Annotated in this window: 20 protein-coding genes and 2 pseudogenes; 8 read left to right on the forward strand and 14 right to left on the reverse strand. The window is 70.9% G+C overall.

Going from position 1 to position 19,416, the window contains the following annotated elements:
• The coding region (locus E0504_RS46700) for a transposase (protein ID WP_306769405.1) at nucleotides 1–381 on the reverse strand (381 nt) is incomplete at its 3' end.
• A gap of 92 nt (nucleotides 382–473) precedes the next feature.
• Between E0504_RS46700 and E0504_RS46705 the strand changes: the two genes are divergently transcribed.
• Nucleotides 474–1,469, forward strand: coding sequence for an AraC family transcriptional regulator (locus E0504_RS46705; protein WP_131627728.1), 996 nt, complete (start codon nucleotides 474–476; stop codon nucleotides 1,467–1,469).
• On the opposite strand, the gene E0504_RS46710 is transcribed toward E0504_RS46705, so the two are convergent.
• The 3 genes from E0504_RS46710 to E0504_RS46720 all read right to left on the reverse strand — a co-directional run bounded on the left by E0504_RS46710 (nucleotide 1,387) and on the right by E0504_RS46720 (nucleotide 4,258).
• The gene (locus tag E0504_RS46710; RefSeq protein WP_112105558.1) at nucleotides 1,387–2,145 is read right to left on the reverse strand and encodes a DUF2306 domain-containing protein; all 759 of its coding nucleotides are present in this window, start codon (nucleotides 2,143–2,145) and stop codon (nucleotides 1,387–1,389) included. The two genes, E0504_RS46705 and E0504_RS46710, sit on opposite strands and share 83 nt — an antisense overlap.
• Before the next feature lie 185 nt (nucleotides 2,146–2,330).
• Complete coding sequence (locus tag E0504_RS46715; RefSeq protein ID WP_071065228.1) at nucleotides 2,331–3,008, reverse strand: response regulator transcription factor; 678 nt, start codon at nucleotides 3,006–3,008, stop codon at nucleotides 2,331–2,333.
• 68 nt (nucleotides 3,009–3,076) lie between these two features.
• Complete coding sequence (locus E0504_RS46720; RefSeq protein WP_112105563.1) at nucleotides 3,077–4,258, reverse strand: sensor histidine kinase; 1,182 nt, start codon at nucleotides 4,256–4,258, stop codon at nucleotides 3,077–3,079.
• 127 nt (nucleotides 4,259–4,385) lie between these two features.
• Here E0504_RS46720 and E0504_RS46725 point away from each other — a divergent pair, with 127 nt between their 5' ends.
• Nucleotides 4,386–5,318, forward strand: coding sequence for a phospholipid scramblase-related protein (locus E0504_RS46725; RefSeq protein ID WP_112105557.1), 933 nt, complete (start codon nucleotides 4,386–4,388; stop codon nucleotides 5,316–5,318).
• An 80-nt stretch (nucleotides 5,319–5,398) separates the two neighbouring features.
• Here E0504_RS46725 and E0504_RS46730 read toward each other — a convergent pair whose 3' ends face one another.
• From E0504_RS46730 to E0504_RS46745, 4 genes are all read right to left on the reverse strand, one after another.
• Nucleotides 5,399–6,775, reverse strand: a complete 1,377-nt coding sequence (locus E0504_RS46730; protein ID WP_112105556.1) for an NADP-dependent succinic semialdehyde dehydrogenase — start codon at nucleotides 6,773–6,775, stop codon at nucleotides 5,399–5,401.
• A gap of 295 nt (nucleotides 6,776–7,070) precedes the next feature.
• Nucleotides 7,071–7,886 (reverse strand): SDR family NAD(P)-dependent oxidoreductase, encoded by an 816-nt coding sequence (locus E0504_RS46735; protein WP_112105555.1) that lies wholly within the window; start codon nucleotides 7,884–7,886, stop codon nucleotides 7,071–7,073.
• A gap of 113 nt (nucleotides 7,887–7,999) precedes the next feature.
• Nucleotides 8,000–9,052, reverse strand: a complete 1,053-nt coding sequence (locus E0504_RS46740) for an alcohol dehydrogenase catalytic domain-containing protein (protein ID WP_112105554.1) — start codon at nucleotides 9,050–9,052, stop codon at nucleotides 8,000–8,002.
• Entirely contained in the window at nucleotides 9,049–9,891 is an 843-nt protein-coding gene (locus tag E0504_RS46745) for a sugar phosphate isomerase/epimerase (RefSeq protein ID WP_131627730.1), read from the reverse strand. The genes E0504_RS46740 and E0504_RS46745 overlap by 4 nt, the downstream gene beginning before the upstream one ends.
• A gap of 116 nt (nucleotides 9,892–10,007) precedes the next feature.
• On the opposite strand from E0504_RS46745, the gene E0504_RS46750 reads away from it, so the two are divergent.
• Nucleotides 10,008–10,685, forward strand: coding sequence for a TetR/AcrR family transcriptional regulator (locus E0504_RS46750; protein ID WP_235013814.1), 678 nt, complete (start codon nucleotides 10,008–10,010; stop codon nucleotides 10,683–10,685).
• 464 nt (nucleotides 10,686–11,149) lie between these two features.
• Here E0504_RS46750 and E0504_RS46755 read toward each other — a convergent pair.
• From E0504_RS46755 to E0504_RS46765, 3 genes and pseudogenes are all read right to left on the reverse strand, one after another.
• A pseudogene (locus E0504_RS46755) lies at nucleotides 11,150–11,676 on the reverse strand (IS6 family transposase); the annotation flags it as partial.
• Nucleotides 11,677–11,729: 53 nt separating this feature from the next.
• The gene (locus tag E0504_RS46760) at nucleotides 11,730–12,164 is read right to left on the reverse strand and encodes a GNAT family N-acetyltransferase (protein WP_131627732.1); all 435 of its coding nucleotides are present in this window, start codon (nucleotides 12,162–12,164) and stop codon (nucleotides 11,730–11,732) included.
• A 41-nt stretch (nucleotides 12,165–12,205) separates the two neighbouring features.
• A pseudogene (locus E0504_RS46765) lies at nucleotides 12,206–12,397 on the reverse strand (IS6 family transposase); the annotation flags it as partial.
• 290 nt (nucleotides 12,398–12,687) lie between these two features.
• Here E0504_RS46765 and E0504_RS46770 point away from each other — a divergent pair.
• A complete protein-coding gene (locus tag E0504_RS46770) occupies nucleotides 12,688–13,953 on the forward strand; it encodes an APC family permease (protein ID WP_112105551.1) in 1,266 nt (421 codons plus the stop codon).
• A 107-nt stretch (nucleotides 13,954–14,060) separates the two neighbouring features.
• Nucleotides 14,061–14,537, forward strand: a complete 477-nt coding sequence (locus E0504_RS46775) for a DoxX family protein (protein WP_071060992.1) — start codon at nucleotides 14,061–14,063, stop codon at nucleotides 14,535–14,537.
• 31 nt (nucleotides 14,538–14,568) lie between these two features.
• On the opposite strand, the gene E0504_RS46780 is transcribed toward E0504_RS46775, so the two are convergent.
• Nucleotides 14,569–14,874, reverse strand: a complete 306-nt coding sequence (locus E0504_RS46780) for a PadR family transcriptional regulator (protein ID WP_112105550.1) — start codon at nucleotides 14,872–14,874, stop codon at nucleotides 14,569–14,571.
• Between the two features lie 148 nt (nucleotides 14,875–15,022).
• Between E0504_RS46780 and E0504_RS46785 the strand changes: the two genes are divergently transcribed.
• Together E0504_RS46785 and E0504_RS46790 are read left to right on the forward strand one after the other, a co-directional pair.
• Complete coding sequence (locus tag E0504_RS46785; protein WP_112105549.1) at nucleotides 15,023–15,748, forward strand: hypothetical protein; 726 nt, start codon at nucleotides 15,023–15,025, stop codon at nucleotides 15,746–15,748.
• 53 nt (nucleotides 15,749–15,801) lie between these two features.
• Nucleotides 15,802–16,674: an OmpA family protein gene (locus E0504_RS46790; protein ID WP_235013812.1), complete on the forward strand. Its 873-nt coding sequence runs from the start codon at nucleotides 15,802–15,804 to the stop codon at nucleotides 16,672–16,674.
• A 225-nt stretch (nucleotides 16,675–16,899) separates the two neighbouring features.
• Here the strand turns inward: E0504_RS46790 and E0504_RS46795 are convergent, their stop codons facing one another.
• Both E0504_RS46795 and E0504_RS46800 read right to left on the reverse strand, forming a co-directional pair.
• Nucleotides 16,900–17,331 (reverse strand): GNAT family N-acetyltransferase, encoded by a 432-nt coding sequence (locus E0504_RS46795; protein WP_112105548.1) that lies wholly within the window; start codon nucleotides 17,329–17,331, stop codon nucleotides 16,900–16,902.
• A 248-nt stretch (nucleotides 17,332–17,579) separates the two neighbouring features.
• Complete coding sequence (locus E0504_RS46800) at nucleotides 17,580–18,299, reverse strand: IclR family transcriptional regulator (RefSeq protein ID WP_071060104.1); 720 nt, start codon at nucleotides 18,297–18,299, stop codon at nucleotides 17,580–17,582.
• A 187-nt stretch (nucleotides 18,300–18,486) separates the two neighbouring features.
• On the opposite strand from E0504_RS46800, the gene E0504_RS46805 reads away from it, so the two are divergent.
• The gene (locus tag E0504_RS46805) at nucleotides 18,487–19,140 is read left to right on the forward strand and encodes a nitroreductase family protein (protein WP_112105547.1); all 654 of its coding nucleotides are present in this window, start codon (nucleotides 18,487–18,489) and stop codon (nucleotides 19,138–19,140) included.
• Nucleotides 19,141–19,416: the final 276 nt, after the last annotated feature.

The raw sequence follows: 19,416 nt of genomic DNA on the forward strand, positions 1-19,416 counted from the left end.
CAACGTACCGGCGGACAGTCTCGGGCGAAACCGCGCCGACGGTGGCGGCGACGTACAACCGCGACCACACAGCGCCGGCAACCAGAACCGCAGATACCCGAACCCCTCACGCAGCACCCGGGACGTCAACCCCGCGAGCTGGTCGGCGACACACGACGGGAAGTGCCTCAGGTGAACCTTCACGAACAGATCCACAGGGTCCGGCGTGACCTCCCACGCAACGACCATCCACTCATACCCGGCGCACTTCTCCCGGACCAGCTCGCCACAACGGTCACCGACAGGACCAGCGAGCACAGGGCAGCGGAACTTCGAGCACCACACCCTGCGATACCCACGGCCGTAGACACCACCCGCACCCACCACCCCCCGCCGAACCATGATCCGGACATACCGGCGACGCACACCAACGGTCACGGTCCGTACCCGATTCCCCTCACGACTGAAGACGCCAGCCCCCTCGGGAAATCTTGATGGACGTCCTGGCCGGAATGCTGGACGGGCCGCGGGCGCGGGGGGCGTTCGCGATCCGCTCGGTCATGTCCCCGCCCTGGTCGATGCTCATCAGGGACCAGGCGCCGCTGACCGTCGTCGCGGTCGTGCACGGCGAGGTTTGGGTGCTCCCCCGGGACACCCCCGCGGTGCGGCTGCGCGCGGGCGACGTGGCCGTCGCCCGCGGGCCCGACCCGTACGTCGTCGCCGACGACCCGGCTACCCCGCCGCGGATCGTGATCCATCCCGGGCAGGTCTGCACCACGCTGTCGGGTGCGAGCCTCGCCGCGCAGATGGATCTCGGCGTGCGCACCTGGGGCAACCAGCGCGACGGCGCGACGGCCCCGCCGACGACGATGCTCACCGGCACGTACCAGCAGCACAGCGAGGTCAGCCGTCGGCTGCTCGACGCGCTGCCCGCGCTGGCCGTCATCCGCGCGGACGACTGGGACTGCCCGCTGGTACCCATGCTGGCCCAGGAGATCGGCCGGGACGACCCGGGCCAGGCCGCCGTCCTAGACCGGCTTCTGGACCTGCTGCTCGTCACCGCGCTGCGGGCCTGGTTCGCCCGCCCCGACACCGACGCGCCGCCCTGGTGGCGGGCCAACGGCGACCCCGTCGTCGGCCACGCGCTGCGGCTGCTGCACAACCATCCCGAGCGCCCCTGGACGATCGCCACCCTCGCCGCGGCCACGGGCGTCTCCCGCGCCTCGTTCGCGCGCCGGTTCGCCAGCCTGGTCGGCGAGCCGCCCATCGCGTTCCTGACCGGCTGGCGTCTCACCCTGGCCGCCGACCTGCTCCAGGAGCCGGCGGCCACGGTCGGCGCGGTGGCCCGCCAGGTCGGCTACGGCAGCCCGTTCGCCCTCAGCACGGCGTTCCGCCGCCGGTACGGCGTCAGTCCGCAGCAGTACCGCGCCCACGGCGACCGGGCGGACCAGCCGCCGTCCGACGACCGCCCGGCGGACGCGCCCGGATGATCCGTTCGGCGACGACGACGTTGATGAGCCAGCCGGCGGCCATGAGCACCGCCCGGCTGGCCTCGCCCGGTTTCCCGACGGCGATCTCGTAGGGCAGGTGGGTGAACAGCTGGGTCCCCGCCCCCAGCGCGAGGGCGTAGGCCCGGATCATCCAGGCCCGGTGCCGGGCGACGTCACCCCGCCGCACGGCGACGACGCCCAGGATGACGGCACTTCCCATCACCGTGCCGACGATGATCCGCAGGCCGGCGAGAACCACGCCGTCGGCCGGCGGCAGGTCGTAGAAGAGCGTCATCCACACGCCGGTGAACGCCACGGCGAGCCCGCAGGGGATCAGGAGCCGCCCGGTGGCGCGGTGCCAGCGAGGTGCGCGCCGACGCAGGCCCGGCGAGAACTGGAAGGCACCCAGCACGCTGTACAGGCTGGCCCCGATGATGTGCACCACCACGGGCACGGACTGGGCGACGAAGCGCGCGTTCTCCGCCGTGGCCCGCGCGCCGCCGGCCAGCTCACCCACCCGCAGCGCGCCGGCCGCGACCGGCACGGCGCTGAGCAGGAGCAGCCCGGCAGGCACCAGCCACGAGGCCCGCCCCGACGAGACAACGGAGGAGACTGCGGCGGACGACCCGGCGACCGCGCGCCGGCCAGGCAGGCCCGCGGCTCCGGGTGAGCCCACAGCACCGGGCGAACCCACGAGGCCGGAAGGAGACCTGAGCGCGGTCCCGTTCTCATCGGTCACGAGACGATCATGGGGCCGACGGGGTGGTGCTCTCATCAGCGTGGAGGCCGGAGCCACCCTGGCCGATCGGGCGAGCTCCGGGTCCTACTTCCGGCCGACGGACGCCGGCCGGACAGATGCCGTTACCACCCGCCCGCGCCGCCCGCCCCCGACCGGCGGACGTCGACCCGTCCGGTCTGGTAGGCCCAGAGGGCGATCTCGACGCGGTTGCGGGCGCCGAGCTTCGCCATGAGGCTGGCGATGTGGGTTTTGACCGTGCTGAGGCTGATGTGTAGATCGGCGGCGATCTCGCTGTTCGTCCGGCCGCCCGCCACGGTGGCGAGCACCTGTTCCTCGCGGTCGGTCAGCGCCTCGACCGGCTGCACCGGCACCGGTGCGGGCCCGCTCCCGGCGAAGGTGGCGAGCAGCCGGGCGGTGACGTTCGGCGCGATGAGGGCGTCGCCGCGGGCGGCGGCGTGCACGGCCTGCGCCAGCAGATCGGGGCCGGCGTCCTTGAGCAGGAAGCCGCGGGCCCCGGCCCGCAACGCGGCGTAGACGTACTCGTCGAGGTCGAAGGTGGTGATGACGACGACGGCGAGCGGATCAGCCACCCCCGGCCCGGCAAGGGCGAGCGTGGCCTGGATGCCGTCCATCACGGGCATCCGGATGTCGATCAGGCAGACGTCGGGCCGCAGCCGGCGGGCGAGCTCGACGGCCCGGCGGCCGTCCGCCGCCACGCCGACGACCACGATGCCCGGCTGGGCGTCGAGGATCATCCGCAGGCCGGTGCGGACGATCTCCTGGTCGTCGGCGACGACCACCCGGATGTCCGGATCGGGGTTCCCACCGGCGTGCGGGTCGGCGCTCCCACCCGCGTCGCGGCCAGCGTTCACGTCGCCCACCCGGCCCGGGGCAGGGTGGCGGTCACCGTCCAGCCCCGGTCGGGGGCGGGGCCGGCCTCGCAGGTGCCGCCGAGCAGGCGCGCACGCTCGATCATCCCGGTGAGCCCGTAGCCCGGCGACGGCGGCGGGTGCAGGGCGGCGGTGTCGCCGTCGTCGCGCACGGACAGCCGCACGCACGCGTCATCGGCGGACACCACGACCTCGACGTGGTTCGCGTGCCGCGCGTGCCGGCGGGCGTTGGTGATCGACTCCTGCGCGAGCCGGTAGATCGCGGACCCGACCGACGGCGGGAGATTTCCCACCTCGCCGACGATCCGCACCCGCACCGCCGGGCCGGAGCGGGCCTGGCCGGCGAGCCGTTCGAGATCGGCGACGGTCGGGTTCGGCGCCAGTTCCGCCGGCTCGTCACGGCGCAGTACCCGGACCATGGCCCGCATCTCGGCCAGGGTGCGCGACGCCTCGAGCTCGATCACCCGCAGTGCCTCGGCGGCGGCGGCTGGGCTCGACGGCGCGGTGGCGATGCCCGCCTGGGCCCGGATCGCGATCGCCGAGACGTGGTGGGCGACGGTGTCGTGGAGATCCCGGGCCAGCCGCTCCCGTTCGAGCAGCTTGGCCTGCTCCAGCTCGCGCAGCCGGGCCCCGGCCCGGTACCGGAACGCCCCGCCCAGCGCGAACGAGGCGAGCAGCACGGCCGCGCCGCCGACGGCGTCGGCGGCACCGGTGGCGGCGGAGATCATGCAGACGGCGGCGGCGGCGAGCACGACCGCCGCGCCGGTCACGGCCTCCCGGCCCGATCCCCACCGCAGCAGCGAGTACGGCAACAGCAGCATGAAGATCATGCTGTTCAGCTGGGGGACGCCGCCGCCGGTGAGCACCGAGGCCACAGCCGAGGCACCGAAGGCGATCGTGACCGCCGCCAGCGGCCTCGCCCGGCGCCACAGCAGGGTCGGGACGAGGGCGAGTGCCAGCAACACCGACCAGGTCCGCCACGGAAGGTCCGCCCGCAGCAACCCCTCGGTGAGCGCGGCGACCGCGAGCGCGGCGGCCAGCGGCCAGTCCCGCCGGCCCGGTGTCGACGGGCGCGCCGGACGCGGCTCCTCCCACAGCGGACGGACGAGATCGCGCACCCCGCCACGGTAACCAACCCGGGCATCACGCCGGGCCGTCATCGCCGCGTGGCCGGCCGGACGGCCGGATGCCACCGCCGTCACCGGCTATCGCCCAACCGACGTCCCGGGACGGCCCGGGCCCTCTCCCGGCCGCACCCGGAGGACCGACGAGTGGCAAAGTGGGTACATGTCACAGAGCGTGTCGCCAGGCTGGTACGACGACCCGTCAGGACAGCCCGGCGCTCGATGGTGGGACGGCAACACGTGGACCGACCACACCCAGCCGGCACCGCCCTCGCAGCCCGCCCCGGCGCACCATGGCCCGGCGCATCACGGCCAGCCGCAGTACGGCCAACAGCAGTACGGCCAGCCCGGCCAGCAGGTCCCGCCTCAGAGCGGGCCGGGGCCGGGCGGCTGGGGCGGCCCGCAGGGCTACCAGCCGCCGCCCGTGCAGACCCGCCACACCCCTGACCGGGTCCAGCGGCAGGTCCGCGAGCAGGCCGGGGTGCACGTGCCGGCGCAGGGCGGCGGTTCGCTGTTCAGCGAGCCGGTGCTGGTCGTCAACCAGAAGACGAAGCTGATCGAGTTGACGAACGAGTACGCCGTCTTCGACCAGAACGGGAACCAGATCGGCTCGGTCGTCGAGGTCGGCCAGAACGCGTTGAAGAAGGCCGTGCGCTTCGTGTCGTCGGTCGACCAGTTCCTCACCCACCGGCTTGAGGTGCGTGACGCCGCCGGTGTGCCGCAGCTGGTGCTGACCAGGCCGGCGAAGCTGTTCAAGTCGAAGGTGGTCGTGACGCTGCCCGACGGCCGGGAGGTCGGCAGCATCATCCAGCAGAACGTGTTCGGCAAGATCCGGTTCGGGCTGGAGGCCGGCGGCACGAACGTCGGAATGATCAAGGCCGAGAACTGGCGGGCGTGGAACTTCTCGATCGTCGACCAGAACGACACCGAGGTCGCCCGGGTGACCAAGACCTGGGAGGGCCTGGCCCGGACGATGTTCACCACGGCCGACAACTACGTGGTGCAGCTGCACCGGCCGCTGCCGCAGCCGATGCTGAGCCTCGTGGTGGCCTCGGCGCTGACCATCGACACCGCGCTGAAGCAGGACTCGAACTGAAGCAGAATGTGAAGGGCCTGGGTTGAGCCGGTGGCGCGGGCACCGGCTACCGGTGCCCGCGCTGGCGCTGCTCCGCTCGCTCAGCCGGCCCAGACGGTCTTGAGGTTGCAGAACTCCCTGATGCCGACCGCGCTCAGCTCACGGCCGTAGCCGGAGCGGCGGACGCCACCGAACGGCAGCTCCGGATGGGAGCTGACCATGCCGTTGAGGAAGACCGCGCCGGCGACCAGGTCGGAGATGAACCGCTCCTGCTCGGCCGGGTCGGTCGTCCACGCGTTGGAGCCGAGCCCGAACGACGTCACGTTCGCCAGCTCGATCGCCGCGTCGATGTCCGGCACCCGGTAGAGGGTGGCCAGCGGGCCGAACGCCTCCTCGAGGTGCAGGCGCATCGCCGGGGTGACGTCGCCGACGACGGTCGGTGGGAAGAAGTATCCCGGCCCGGACGGCGCCGTCCCGCCGCACAGGATGCTGGCGCCCTCCTTCACCGCGTCCGTGAGGAGCTCCTCGATGTCGAGCCGGCCGCCCTCGGTCGCCAGCGGGCCGATGTCGGTGCTCGGGTCCATCGGGTCACCGACCCTCAGCGCCGCCATCCCGGCGACGAACAGCTCGGCGAACTGCTCGTAGACGTCCTCGTGGACGATGAAGCGCTTCGCGGCGATGCAGGACTGCCCGTTGTTCTGGCAGCGGGCGGTGACCGCCACCTCGGCGGCGCGCGCGACGTCGGCGGAGGGCATGACGACGAACGGGTCGCTGCCGCCGAGCTCGAGGACGGTCTTCTTGATCTCCTGCCCGCACACGGACGCGACGGCCTGGCCGGCCGGTTCACTGCCCGTGACGGTCGCCGCGGCGACGCGGGGGTCGCGCAGCACCGCCTCGACCTGCCCGGCGCCGATCAGCAGGGTCTGGAAGGCGCCTTCGGGGAACCCGGCCCGGCGGAACAGGTCCTCCAGGTAGAGCGCGCACTGCGGGACGTTCGAAGCGTGCTTGAGCAGCCCGACGTTGCCCGCCATCAGCGCCGGCGCCGCGAACCGGACGACCTGCCAGAGCGGGAAGTTCCACGGCATCACCGCGAGGACGACGCCGAGCGGCTGGTACCGGCCGAACGCCCGGCTCGCGCCGACCGAGCCCGGGTCGGCCAGCGTCTCGTCGGCGAGGAACGCCGCCGCGTGCTCGGCGTAGAACCGCATGCCCTTCGCGCACTTCGCCGCCTCGGCCTCGGCCGAGCGCAGCGTCTTGCCCATCTCGGTCGTCATCGTCACGGCGATCTCGTGCCGTTCCGCGTCGAGAATGTCGGCGGCCCGCCGCAGCAGCGCGGCCCGCTCGGCGAAGGTCGTCCGGCGGTAGACGTCGGCCGTCGCGCTGGCCAGGGCCAGCCGCTGTTCGATCTCGTCACCGTTGAGCGCGTCGAACGTCCTGACCACTGCGCCCGTCGCCGGATTGACCGACTGGATCGCCATGTCGCTCCCTCTGCTGGATCTGCCCGCTGGGTCTGCCCGCCTGGCTGCCCAGACGCGGGCCACGGCCGCCGTGGGGAGTGGGCACTCCCCGTCGTCGGCGCGGGCCCGTTCCGACTCCGCCGTCGGCGCGGCACTCACCGATCGACGCGATAATCCCCGATCTCGCCGCGCCGTGCCGGCGCCTGGCACGGTTTGCCCACCAATTTGCCGATCAACCGGTCGACCGGGCTTCGCCGTTCCGCCCCGGCACCCGCCGCCACGAGCTGGACTTTAACAGAGTGAGCGATTACTTGTGTCAGGCGATCTGGGTGCCGCCGTCCACCGACAACACCTGCCCGGTGACGAACGCGGCGGCGTCCGAGGCCAGGTAGACGGCGGCGGCACCGATCTCGGCGGGCAGGGCGGTCTGACGCTCCAGCACCGTGCGCCGGCCGATGGAGTGCAGCTCCGGGCCCCGGGTGGCGGCCAGCCGGGCGAACACCCCGTCCGGATGCCAGCGGCTGCCCGAGCTGACGTCCCGGCTCATGTCCTCGGGGAGGGTCCCGTAGGGCGCGATCGCGTTGACGGTGATGCCCTGCCGGCCGACCTCCTTGGCCAGCACCTTGGTGAAGCTGTGCACCGCGCCCTTCATCGCCGAGTAGACGGCGAGCAGCGGGTCGCCGACGATCCCCGACGTCGAGCCGATGTTGATGATCCGCCCGCTCCCCCGCTCGATCATCCCGGGAAGCACCGCATGGGTGCAGTTCAGGGTGCTCATGATGTTGAGCGAGATGTCCCGCTCCCACGTCGCCGGGTCCGAGTCTGCGAACGCGTCGAGGTCGACATTGCCGCCGACGTTGTTCACCAGCACGTCGACGCCACCCAGCCGCTCCCGCACGGCAGCCACCATGGCGACCACCTGTGCGCGGTCGGTGACGTCGGCGGCCTGCCACAGCACGTTCCCCGCCCCGGCGGCCAGCAGCTGCTCGCACACCCGACGGCCCTGCTCCTCATCCCGGCCGACGATGACGACGTTCGCCCGCTCGGCCGCGAAGGCGAGGGCGATACCCCGTCCGATGTTGGCGTTCCCGCCCGTGACCACCGCCGTGCGGCCGTCCAGCCCGGTCTCCATGCTGTGCCCTTCCGTGTCCGGTGCGGGTACCCGCCGTCGCGCCGTTCCGCGGTGGCCGGCTCTCCCGAGATGGCAGGCGTTCCCAAGATGGCGAGCGAAGCCCGGCCCGCCGGTCAGCCGGCAGGCAGGTCGACGAGGACCTTCATCCGCCGGCCGTCGCGAAGATCTTGTAGAGCGTCGTGCAGGTCGGACAGGCCGACGTGGTCGACCCACCCCGCCGTCGGGTACGCGCCGCCCGCGATCAGATCGATCACCCGGGTGAACACCCCGGGGCCGTAGCCCAGCGACCCGGTCAGCTCGATCTCCCCCCGGGCCAGCACCCATGGCGCGAACTCGACCGGCCGCTCGGCGACCGCGATCCCGACGTAGCGCCCCCGGGCCCGCAGCACGGCCGGGGCCAGCCCGAACGTCCCGGGCGCCCCGGCGGCGTCCAGCACCACGTCGACGCCGCGACCGCCGGTGCGGCGCCGGACCTCGTCGGCGACGCCGGTCGTGTTCGGGTCGAGGACGTCGGCGACACCGAGCCGCTCCGCCGCGGCACGCCGCGCCGGCGCCGGCTCGACGAGCAGGATGTCCGTCACCCCGAGGGCGCGCAGCCCGAACACCACGCCCATCCCGATCGGCCCGGCACCGAACACGAGGGCGGATCCGCCCGCCTCGGCACCGGAGCGCAGCACGCCGTTGAACGCGACCGCCATCGGCTCCACCAGCGCGCCCTCGGCCAGCGACATCGACGCGGGAAGGCGGTGCACCATCGCCCGCGGGACGGTCGTGAACTGGGCCAGCCCGCCGCCGTTCGAGCAGATCCCGTGCGTCATGACCTGCCGGCACAGTTCGGGGAGACTGGCCTGGCAGCGGTCGCAGTCACCGCAGGAGTAGAGCGGCTCCACGCTGACCCGCTCGCCGACGGCGACGTCGGTGACGCCCGCCCCGACGGCCGCGACCACCCCGGCGAACTCGTGGCCCACGATCTGGGGCAGCACGCCGCCGGTGAGCGGATGCGGCACCGTCGTACAGGCCCGCGGCCCGGAGAAGATCTCCGTGAGGTCGGTGCCGCACAGCCCGTTGTGGGCCACAGCGATCTTCACCTCGCCCGCCGCCGCCTCGGGCTCGTCGACCTCCTCGACGCGCAGGTCACCGGGGCCGTGCAACCTCGCCGCGATCATGACGCCCGGACCTGGTCGATCAGTTCGCGCACCCGGGCGGCGCCGAGGCCGGCGGCCTCCGCGGCGGGCATCCCCTCGGTGGCCGGGGAGAGAACCTCGGGCCCGACCCAGCCGAGCGCGCCGATACCGTCCAGCACGCGGAACAGCCGGACAAGGTCGAAACCGCCGTCGCCGGGAAGCCGCCGGTTGAAGGTGTCCCGGGCGATGTCGTCCGGTGCCTCGGCGGGCCCGTCAGACACCTGCACCGCGAAGACCCGGTCGCCCGGGAGCGCCTCGAGCGCCTCGAAGTCGGGGTTCCCCCGGAAGAAGTGCCACGTGTCGAACACCAGGCCGCCGTTGGCCCGATCCGCCGCCGCGACGACGGCCATCGCGGCCGGCAGGTCCCTGATCGCCATCATGGCCATGAACTCGAGCTGGATCAGGGTGTCGAACTCCGCCGCGCGGTCACACAGCTGCCCGAACGCGGTGGCGATCTCCTCGACCGGGAGGTCACCGGTCGGGCGGGCGAACGCCGTCAGCGCCGCGGGCCGCAGGGCCGCGCACATGTCCAGCACCTCGTCCGCGGTGAAGGCGATGGAGCGCGAAGCCGTCATCGGCTCGCCGCCATACCAGTTCATGAACCCGTCGAGCACGATGCCGAGGCCCTGGTCGCGCAGCCGCCGCCCCAGCTCGGCGGGCGCGGTGCCGGCCTCCTGGGCCAGCGCCACGTCCAGCGGGCTGATCGAGATGCGGCCGAACCCGCCGGCGACCGCGGCCTCCACCCGCTCCGCAAGGGGGCGCTGCAGGCCCACCGTGCCGGACCACATCACCCAGCCGATGCTCTCCGCTGAACCGGTCATCCGCGGCACCTGCCCCTCAGTCACCCGGCACACTACGCCGGAAACGACACTCAATGCCACCGTCGATATCCTGGGGCAGGTGTGGCGCGGCGTATAGTACGACTGTGGCGGGTGAGGTGTCAGCAGGGCTCGACCTCCGCGAGCGCACCCGGCGCGCCGTGCGGACCGAGCTGATGTCCGTCGCGATGGACCTCTTCGTTCGCAACGGCTACGAGGCCACGACGATCGACGAGATCGTGGCCGCCGCCGGAATGTCGCGCCGCAGCTTCTTCCGCTACTTCGGGTCGAAGGAAGACGTCGTCCTGGGGCACCTCGACGCCCTCGGCGCGTCCCTGGCCGAGGCCCTGGACCAGCGCCCCGCGAACGAGGACGCCTGGACCGCGCTGCGCCGGGCCTTCGACACCCTGATCGCCCACCAGACCAGCGACCCGCAGGGCGCCCTCTCAATGCGGCAGATGCTCGACGGCAGTCCCGGGTTGCAGGCCCGCAACCTGGAAAGACAATGCCGATGGCACGACCGGCTCGCGCCCCAGATCGCCGCACGCCTCAGCTACCCGGGAACCGGACCCGCGGATGACAGTCCCGCGGGAGCTGGCGCCGTAGTCGACAGCCACCCAGGTGACAGCCACCCGGGGGCCGGCCCCGCCACCGGCGCTCGCACAGCCGCGGTCATCGGCGCCGCGCTGGCCTGCATGGAGGCGGCAAACCGCGCCTGGATGGCCACCGACGGCCGCACCCCGCTGGCCACCATCCTCGACGACGTCATGCGCACCGTCCACCCCGCCGCCTTCTAACCCGTCACACTCGGCCCAGGCCGGGTTCGGCGCAGGCCGGCCGATATCCAGCAGATCCGGACACCCGGGGCAGGTTCCCTGTCTGATGGATTTCGCCGCAGCGCTAATCGCGTAACGGAGCGCCGCACTACATCCCCGCAACCACGCACGCGCCCGTGCAGCGCGCAGAACCGAGCAACCGGCTTTTAACCAACTCGAATAACGGCCACGATAGTTTTTGGTACTGATCAATTCCATCCCGACCTGCATGGTTGGAAAATCCAACCATGCACGACATGATTGTGGAAATTTCCACGTGCTCAACGTGTGCCCGTCGGGTCGGGGGCCGCCCCACGACCTTGAACGGGCGCCGACTGATTCCTGGCGGATCTTCGACGGGACTGTAGTCCTGCGAGCAGATGAGGTATGGCTGCGCTGACGCATTCGGAGGATCCGACGCACGCCAGAGGCCCGGCCGCCCACGGTCAGACGGCGCGGGCGACCTCGGCGAACGTGGCAGCAAGCCGAAGCTGTGGGTCGATGTCGATGGCAAGTTCGTAATGGCCGCGGCGGATATTCTGGATCAGGGCGTGGCGGCCACTGATCGTCTGGACCGAGCGGAGCCGTTTCGGCCCGCGCATCGGCCGCAGCCGGACTTTGAGCCATCCATGATCGGCCTCGATCCGGTTGTTCTCCCGCGCGGCGTCGACATGACAGGCCTCGGGGAGCAGCTCGGCGAGAAGCCTCAGATAGACAGGTGCCTTGTCGGTGGTGACCACGACCGGCCGGCGGCCATGCGCCAGCGCCCGGACGAAGAACCGGCGAGCGGCAGCCTGGTCGCGGCGAGTGCCGGCAAGGACGTCGATGACCTGACCGTGCTGGTCGACGGCACGGTACAGGTAGGTCCACCGGCCGGCGACCTTCGCATAGGTCTCGTCCACGAACCATCTGCTCCCGGGACGGTGCCGGCAGGCCGGGCGGTGTCCACGAGCAGCGGCGTGAAGCGCTGCACGCGACAGTCGCGCGAACTACGTTATTCGTCCCGGCCTTGTCGATCTTCTGGGCTCAGTCCCTGCGGTCAGTGCTGGTGTGGAGGTCCCGGAGCCACCGGGTTCGGCCTTCCTGTTTCCGGTAGCCGGTTTTCTCGTAGGTCGCGTGGGCATCGAGGTTGTCGTCTTCCACCATCGCGTCGGCCAGGACGGCTCCGAGAGCGACGAAACGCTCGTGGGCTGCCGCCAGCAGCGCACGCGCCACACCGGTCCGGCGGTGGTCGGGGGCGACCGCGAGCCGATAGATATGGCCGCGCCACCCGTCCCATCCGGCCACCACCGTGCCGACCATGACTTCGTCCAGTTCGGCGACGAGCACGGCCTCGGGGTCATGCGCCAGCAGCCGGCCGACCCCGATCGGGTCGTCGCTCACGCTCGTGCCATCGGCGGCATGCCGCCAGAACGCCAGCAGTTCGTCTACGTCGCCGGGACGGCCAGACCGGATAACCATGCCACGATCATCGTCTCTCGTCCGGCGGCCGCAGCAGGGCGGCGCTGCACCCACCGATAGACGGTGACGTGATCGACCTCGAGGCCGCGTTCAGCGAGCAGTTCCTCGACATCCCGGTATGACAGGGCGTACCGCAGGTAGCACCGCACCGCCAGAACGATCACCTCCGGCGGGAACCGGAACCCGGCGAACTCCGACACCGGAGCCGATGGACGGGCACGACGTCGGCGCATCCTCTGATCATGACTGATCGGCGGCTACGCGAAGGCAGACATCACAGGGGCGTCAGCGCCCTCAGAAGTGCCTCGCAGAACACTGGAGTTGCGAGAGGTTTTCTGCGAGCGACCATCGGGGCAAAACGGACACAACCCGGGGGTCTCGCAGCACTCTCGCAACTGATCATTTATGAGAATCGTCATCTGTGCGCCTCTGGCCTGGGATGCGGTCGGGCGGCACACTCGGTCACGTATCGTCTTCCGATATCGGATTCCGTAAGGAGTGCACCCATGCCGAGGAGTGAGCCGTGAGCACGGCATCGACCGCCGCTGGCGTCCCGGACGAGTTGCGGCGTCGCCTCGGGGTGCCCGACGCCGTGGTGATCGGTCTGGGGTCGATGATCGGTGCGGGGATCTTCGTTGCGCTCGCTCCGGCGGCGCACGCGGCTGGCTCCGGGCTGCTGCTCGGGCTGACTCTGGCCGCCGTGGTCGCGTACTGCAACGCGACGTCCTCCGCCCGGCTGGCCGCTCGGTATCCGGCCTCGGGCGGGACCTATGTCTACGGGCGTGAGCGGCTTGGTGTCTTCTGGGGCTATCTCGCGGGGTGGGGGTTCGTGGTCGGTAAGACCGCTTCCTGCGCCGCGATGGCCCTGACGGTCGGGTCGTACGTGTGGCCCGGTCAGGCGCACGCGGTCGCGGTGGCCGCCGTGGTCGCGCTGACCGCCGTGAACTACGCCGGGGTGCAGAAATCCGCCTGGCTCACCCGGGCGATCGTGGCCGTGGTCCTGGTGGTTCTCGCCGGCGTGGTCCTCGCCGTCCTCACCTGCGGTGAGGCGGATGCCGCGCGGCTGAGTATCGGCGGGGACGCCTCCTTCGGCGGGGTGCTGCAGGCGGCGGGTCTGTTGTTCTTCGCCTTCGCCGGATACGCGCGCATCGCCACTCTCGGTGAGGAGGTCCGCGACCCGGGTCGGACCATTCCCCGGGCCATCCCGCTCGCGCTCGCCATCACCCTGGTCGTCTACGTGCTCGTCGCCATCGCCGTTCTCGCGGTGCTGGGGCCGTCGCAGCTGGCCGATGCCACCGCACCGCTGTCGGACGCCGTCCAGGCCGCGGGCGCGGGCTGGCTCGCGCCGGTGGTGCGCGTCGGCGCGGCGGTGGCCGCGCTCGGCTCGCTGCTGGCGCTCATCCTCGGCGTCTCGCGCACGACCCTGGCGATGGCCCGGGACCGGCATCTGCCCCACGCCCTGGCGGCGGTCCACCCCAGGTTCGGGGTGCCGCACCGGGCCGAGCTCGCCGTCAGCGCCGTGGTGGCGGTCCTCGCGGCGACGGCGGACGTGCGTGGGGCGATCGGGTTCTCCTCCTTCGGTGTGCTGGCCTACTACGCCATCGCCAACGTCTCCGCCTGGACCCTGACCCCCGGCGAGGGCCGCCCGCACCGCCTGATCCCTGTCCTCGGGCTGGCGGGCTGCCTCACGCTGGCTTTCGCCCTGCCTCCGGCCTCTGTGATCGCCGGGGTCGCGGTGTTGGCCGTGGGCGCCGCCGCCTACGGGATACGCCGCATGGTGGCCCCGTAACCCTTGCACGACACGGCTGCGGGCCGGGCGCACAACCACCGGTGCCCCGCTGGCTCACGGGACGGTATCGGTATCCGATACGTTGCGATGGCAGAGGGGCACCTCGTATGACACAACTCGGCACCTGGCAGGCCCGGCTGACCTCGACCACCGCGCCCGCCGCGGTGATCCTCATCCGCTTCTACGTCGGCGCGGTCTTCCTCTTCGAGGGCATTCAGAAGTTCCTCTACCCCGACGAGCTCGGCGCCGGCCGGTTCGACAAGGCCGCCATCCCCGCCCCCGGCTTCTTCGCACCCCTGGACGGGGGCTTCGAGATCGCCTGCGGTGCGCTGATCCTGGCCGGGCTGCTCACCCGACTCGCCACCCTGCCGATGATCGTGAACATGCTCGGTGCGCTACTCATCACCAAGCTGCCCATCCTGTGGGGCGACGCCCCGCTCTTCGACGGCGCATCCGGCTGGTGGGACTTCGTCCACGAATCCCGCACCGACCTCGCCCAGCTGTGCGGCAGCCTCTTCCTGCTCATCGTCGGCGCCGGCGCCTACTCCCTCGACGCCCACCTGCACCCCACCGCCACGGCTTAGCCGCACGCCCCGCAGACTCCCAACGCGGTTCCTACAGGGTGTCGTCGCCGAGGACTTCGCGGGCCAGCTCCGCCAGAGCCTTGCGGTCCTCCGCGAGAGCCCGCCTCCCGACCTCGGTCGCCCGGTAGACCCGCCGGGCCCGGCCATCCACGACACGCTGGTCAGAGGTCAGCAGCCCGTCCGCTTCCAGCCGATGCAGCGTCGGATACAGCGTGCCGGGGCTGATCTGGTAGCCGTGGCGGGCCAGCTCCTCGGTCATCCATGCGCCGTGGATCTCCCCCTCGGCCGCGTGGTGCAGGATGTGCAGCCGCACCGCACCCCGCTGAAACTCCCGCACCCCTGACCCACCTCCGACAGCGACGAAACCGATATCGGCATCCGACCCTACGCCCGAGGTGGGCCCAGCCAGACGTTGTCAGTAGCGACCATCCGCCACCCGCAGGGCGCGTGAGTGAACTGTCACACCCAGTCATTACGGTCGCACCGTGAACAACCTCGCCACACTGGCCGCGTCCGTGACTGAATTCGCGGCGCGCAACACCATGACCCTGGTGCCCGCGGTGCCTGAACGCGACCTCGGCCCGGAGGTGAACATCTCGCCGGGCGCCTTGGACCTGCCCGGCTTCCTCGCTCTCGCCGCGATGCTCGGTGGCGCAGTGCTGTACCTCAAGGCCGTTGCCTTCGACCCCGACAACGATGAGGACGAGGTAGCGGACCCGCCTACGCATCTGATCAAAAACAAGGGCGAGACCGGCCGGGTCAGCGTCGCGTTCGCCGCGAACGGTCTGATCCGCTTCTGGGAGCAGTCCGCGCCCTGGTACCTCGAATGGCAGGAACTGACGGGCCGCCCCTCGGCGCGGTTTCCCGCGCAGCGTGACGCCGACGAGGACACCGAGCGACTCAGCGACGAGGAGCGGGCACGCCTCTCCGCCGAGCGGGTGGACACGCTGCTGGCCGACCCGGGGTTCCGGGCGGCGAAGCAGGGCGGAGCCAGGCAGCGGTACGCCAAGTTCACCATCCCCAAAGACACCGACAAGTGGGTCGGCTGGGAGGCGACCCGTGATGCAGCCGACCGGGCCGAGGAACTGGCTCAGGCACAATACGCCCAGATCATCCCGCGTCTCGATGAGCTGCCTCGCCGACCATCGGTCGCCGGCAACACCCCGATGGGTTGCAACGGCCGGCCCGAAGACATCGCCGATTCGTTCTGACTCCGGCCACGCCGCCCCCGGCTGCCTTCCTGCCTGTCGGCTAGCAGGCAGTTGTGCCGTTTCCGCAGGTCAACACCGCTAACATGCGGCAACGCCGAAAGCAAAATGGGGGATCGATGCGACACAAGAATGCGGCTCGGTTACTGCTCGTGCTCATGGCTGGTGCGATCGCTGCTGGATGCGGCAGCTCTGATTCCGAGTCGGGCACGGCTGCGGACTCGCCCCCGGCGGTGACGCGCACGCCTACGGACGACGCTACCGACCCGTCAGCTGACACCTCCCCGGACCAATCGTCCGCGACGTCGTTGCCACCCGGGGCCGAACCCGGCTTGGACGACATCAATGACGACGGCGAGCCCGACCCGACCTGCGGCACCCAGGATTTCGGCGCCGGACTCGTGATCCGCATCCCGTGCGACATCGGCGGCTACGCCCACGAGCCGGAAGAGGGAACCCGGCTGATCGAGGGCTCGCTCTACCGACTGCCGGGGCCTGACAACATCGACCTCACCGGAATCTCCGGGGAAAACCTTTCCGCGAGGCACGCCGACGGCACCGCACTGTTCATTCTGGTCTTCAACAGCGACAACCTGTTCGCGACCGGCAGCGACGTCATCGGCAGCACGGACACGCTCGACGCCACCATCCGCCTGATCAACTCGCAGTTCTCGGCCGGCGAGATCCAGGTCCGCGGCCACACGGATGCGACCGGCGCCGTCAGAGGCAACCAGACCCTGTCGGAAAACCGCGCCCGGGTCGTTCAGCAGTACCTGCTCGACCACGCTGTATCTGCCACGGCGGTCACTGCGGTCGGACTCGGCAGCACCCAGCCACTAACAGAAGAGGCCAACCCGGACGGTTCACCCGACCCCGAAGGTCAGCGTTTCAACCGGCGCGTCGAGATAGTCGTCCGGCTCCCCGGATAGCCGGTCGAACGACTTGTCGGCACGGGCGGTACTGTCCGGGTGTAGGCGTCAGATACAGATGAGCAACCGACCGCGTATGTGAGCAGCCCATGAGCAGCGGTCAGGTTCATCCGAGCAGTCGCCACCGTCGGTGATGTTCAGTAACATGCCCTCGGTGTCTACGAGCCGCGGGCCGCCCTCGGCGAACAGGGCCTCCGCATCGACCCGGCCCGGCGCCGAGGGCGTTCAGCCGGGCTTTTCCATGTCGATGAACTCCACGGCCCCGTAACCGTCGAAAGTCTCGGTATGCCGGCCGGTCTCGGTGAAGCCGATGCGCCGGTACAGGCGGATGGCGCGTTCGTTGAAGGCCGCGACATCGAGCGCCACGCGGCGCCGGCCGTAGATGGGGCGGGCGAACTCCAGGCCAGCCAGCACGAACTGCTCGCCGAGCCCACGCCCGGTGAGATCCGGTCGCAGGCCGAACCCATAGAACAGCGCGTCGCCGCACGGCTCGAAGAAGTAGAAGCCGATGAGGGCGCCGTCGTCGTCGCGCACGGCGAAGAAGAGCTCGGGGTTCTTCACGGGTAGGCCGTCGCTGTCGTAGAAGTCGTAGGGCGGGTCGTAACGCCAGGCGTCGCGTTCGCGGAACATGGCGTCGTCCGCCGGTTCGATCCTCACCGCTCCCGCCCGTCCCGAACGCCGGTCCCACCCATCAGCGCGATTCTCCCACGGCGCGCGGTGGTTGGCCGCCTCCATGGAATGCTGGCCCTACCTCGTCCGCTGAGCGCGACGTCCAACCCGTCCTCGACCTCCTTCACCGGACACGAACTGCGGTCACGTTCAGTAGCCGACAGTGGGGCTCCGCACCCGTCAGTCCTGGCAATAACTGCTCAACTGGCTCCCGGCGGGAAGGCGGGAGTACGGGTCTAGCCGGAGATGGATGGGGTGAGGTGGGCGGTGAGCGCGGCGGCGGTCGCGGCGAGCAACGGCATGGCTCGCCGCGCGGCCGGGACGGATGGCGCGGTCACCGAGAGCGCCGCCGCTGGACCGCCGTCGCTTGTCGGACCCACCGGTGCGGCGATCTCAACCTCCCCCAGACGCCTTTCTTCCTTGGCGATCGCAAGCGAGCCACCGCGAATGTCAGCGAACTGGCGGTGGAGTAGCCCCGGCGCGGTGACGGTGTATGGCGTGACCCGCACCAGGTCGCTCAGGACCTGCTGTCGTAGGGCGTCAGGACCGTGGGCCAGAAAGAGCTTGCCCGCGGCCGTCGCGTGCAGGGGCAGATGTGACCCCCTCGACACGGCTGCGCCCAGCTCGTCGACGACGAGCAGCCGATTGCCGTCGAGGGAGGTGAGCGCCACGGCGCGGCCCGTCGCCGTCCGCAGTCCACGCAGGTAGGGCTGTGCGGCGTCGGTGAGCCGACGCTGGCACGGAACCTGACCGCCCAGCACCCACAGCCGGGTCCCCAGCCGGTACGACCCGTCCGCCTGACGTTCCAACCCTCCCCACGCCACGAGCTCCCGCACCAGCCGCAACGCCGTGGGCAACGGCAGACTGCTGCGCGCCGCGATTGTGGTCAGCCGCAGGCTGGCCGACCCGTCGGCAAACACGTCCAGGACGGACAACGCCCTGCCTACCGCCGACATACCGCCGCCTTCCGGATGCCGCGCCGTCCTAGCCGTCGGGTGACCGCGTGAAATCTATGATCACCGCGCCGCGTCCGGCCGTCACCGCGTCGCTTTCACCTGATGAAACCGGACGCTACCGCCCTGGCGCCGCTGCCCGGCAACCTGTGAGTTCCCCGATCCACATGAGGCCATGAGAGGCACGCGCATGCTGCTGGACCTGTCGCCCGATGAGTTGTTGTCCACCACCCGGGCGGTACGCCACCGGTTGGACCTGTCCCGGCCGGTGCCGTGGGAGCTCATCCAGGAATGCGTCGAGCTCGCCGTGCAGGCGCCAACCGGTCGTAACCGGCAGCGATGGCATTTCGTCGTGGTCACCGACCGGGAGCGACGCTACGCGCTCGCGGACGTCTTCCGGAAGGCGGTCACCGCAGCCGACCCGCACGCCAGCCCGCTGACGCAGCGCGACGCCGAGCGGATGAACGCCTACCCGTCGTCGCTGTCCAAGATGCGCAGCGGCTTCCAGCACCTGTACGACAACATCCACCGCGTGCCCGCGCTCGTGGTCCCCTGCGTCGAAGGACGAACCGACGACGCTTCCGTCCTCGCGCAGTCGATGACCTGGGGCTCGATCCTGCCAGCCGTGTGGAGTTTCATGCTCGCCGCCCGTGCGCGGGGGTTGGGAACGGTGTGGACGACCGCACAGGCGCCCCTCGAACGCGAGATGGCCACGCTGCTGGGCGTCCCGTTCAACCGGGTGATGCTGGCCGCGTTCATTCCACTCGCCTACACCGTCGGTACCGAATTCCGACCGGCTCCCCGAGTTCCCCTGGGCCAGGTGCTGCACCGCAACCACTGGTAACAAGTGGGACGGAAGCGCCGGCGAGTGTCAACAGGCGGGGCGGCAACCCTGGTCGCCATCGCGTTCAAACTGGTTCCCGACCAGCAGAATGGCCAACTTCCGGACGCAACAGAGCCGCCGGATCAAGCTGGCTATCCGGGGTCCTCGAAAGAGGAGGCGAAGTTTCTTCGGGAATGTTTAAAAAATGCGCAGGAAATGCCCTCCAAGAGTGGGCCGTCAGGGACTCGAACCCTGAACTAACCGGTTAAAAGCCGGTAGAGGGTGTCTGAAAAGAGT

The sequence above is a fragment of the Parafrankia sp. BMG5.11 genome (genome assembly GCF_004337455.1).

What these genes read in the sequence shown, in the direction of transcription:
- E0504_RS46705 (WP_131627728.1), top strand. Translation starts at nt 474, where the DNA reads ATGGACGTCCTGGCCGGAATGCTGGACGGGCCGCGGGCGCGGGGGGCG.
- E0504_RS46720 (WP_112105563.1), bottom strand. Translation starts at nt 4,258, where the DNA reads ATGACGGCCCGGCGTGATGCCCGGGTTGGTTACCGTGGCGGGGTGCGC.
- E0504_RS46725 (WP_112105557.1), top strand. Translation starts at nt 4,386, where the DNA reads ATGTCACAGAGCGTGTCGCCAGGCTGGTACGACGACCCGTCAGGACAG.
- E0504_RS46730 (WP_112105556.1), bottom strand. Translation starts at nt 6,775, where the DNA reads ATGGCGATCCAGTCGGTCAATCCGGCGACGGGCGCAGTGGTCAGGACG.
- E0504_RS46735 (WP_112105555.1), bottom strand. Translation starts at nt 7,886, where the DNA reads ATGGAGACCGGGCTGGACGGCCGCACGGCGGTGGTCACGGGCGGGAAC.
- E0504_RS46740 (WP_112105554.1), bottom strand. Translation starts at nt 9,052, where the DNA reads ATGATCGCGGCGAGGTTGCACGGCCCCGGTGACCTGCGCGTCGAGGAG.
- E0504_RS46745 (WP_131627730.1), bottom strand. Translation starts at nt 9,891, where the DNA reads ATGACCGGTTCAGCGGAGAGCATCGGCTGGGTGATGTGGTCCGGCACG.
- E0504_RS46760 (WP_131627732.1), bottom strand. Translation starts at nt 12,164, where the DNA reads ATGGTTATCCGGTCTGGCCGTCCCGGCGACGTAGACGAACTGCTGGCG.
- E0504_RS46775 (WP_071060992.1), top strand. Translation starts at nt 14,061, where the DNA reads ATGACACAACTCGGCACCTGGCAGGCCCGGCTGACCTCGACCACCGCG.
- E0504_RS46800 (WP_071060104.1), bottom strand. Translation starts at nt 18,299, where the DNA reads ATGTCGGCGGTAGGCAGGGCGTTGTCCGTCCTGGACGTGTTTGCCGAC.
- E0504_RS46805 (WP_112105547.1), top strand. Translation starts at nt 18,487, where the DNA reads ATGCTGCTGGACCTGTCGCCCGATGAGTTGTTGTCCACCACCCGGGCG.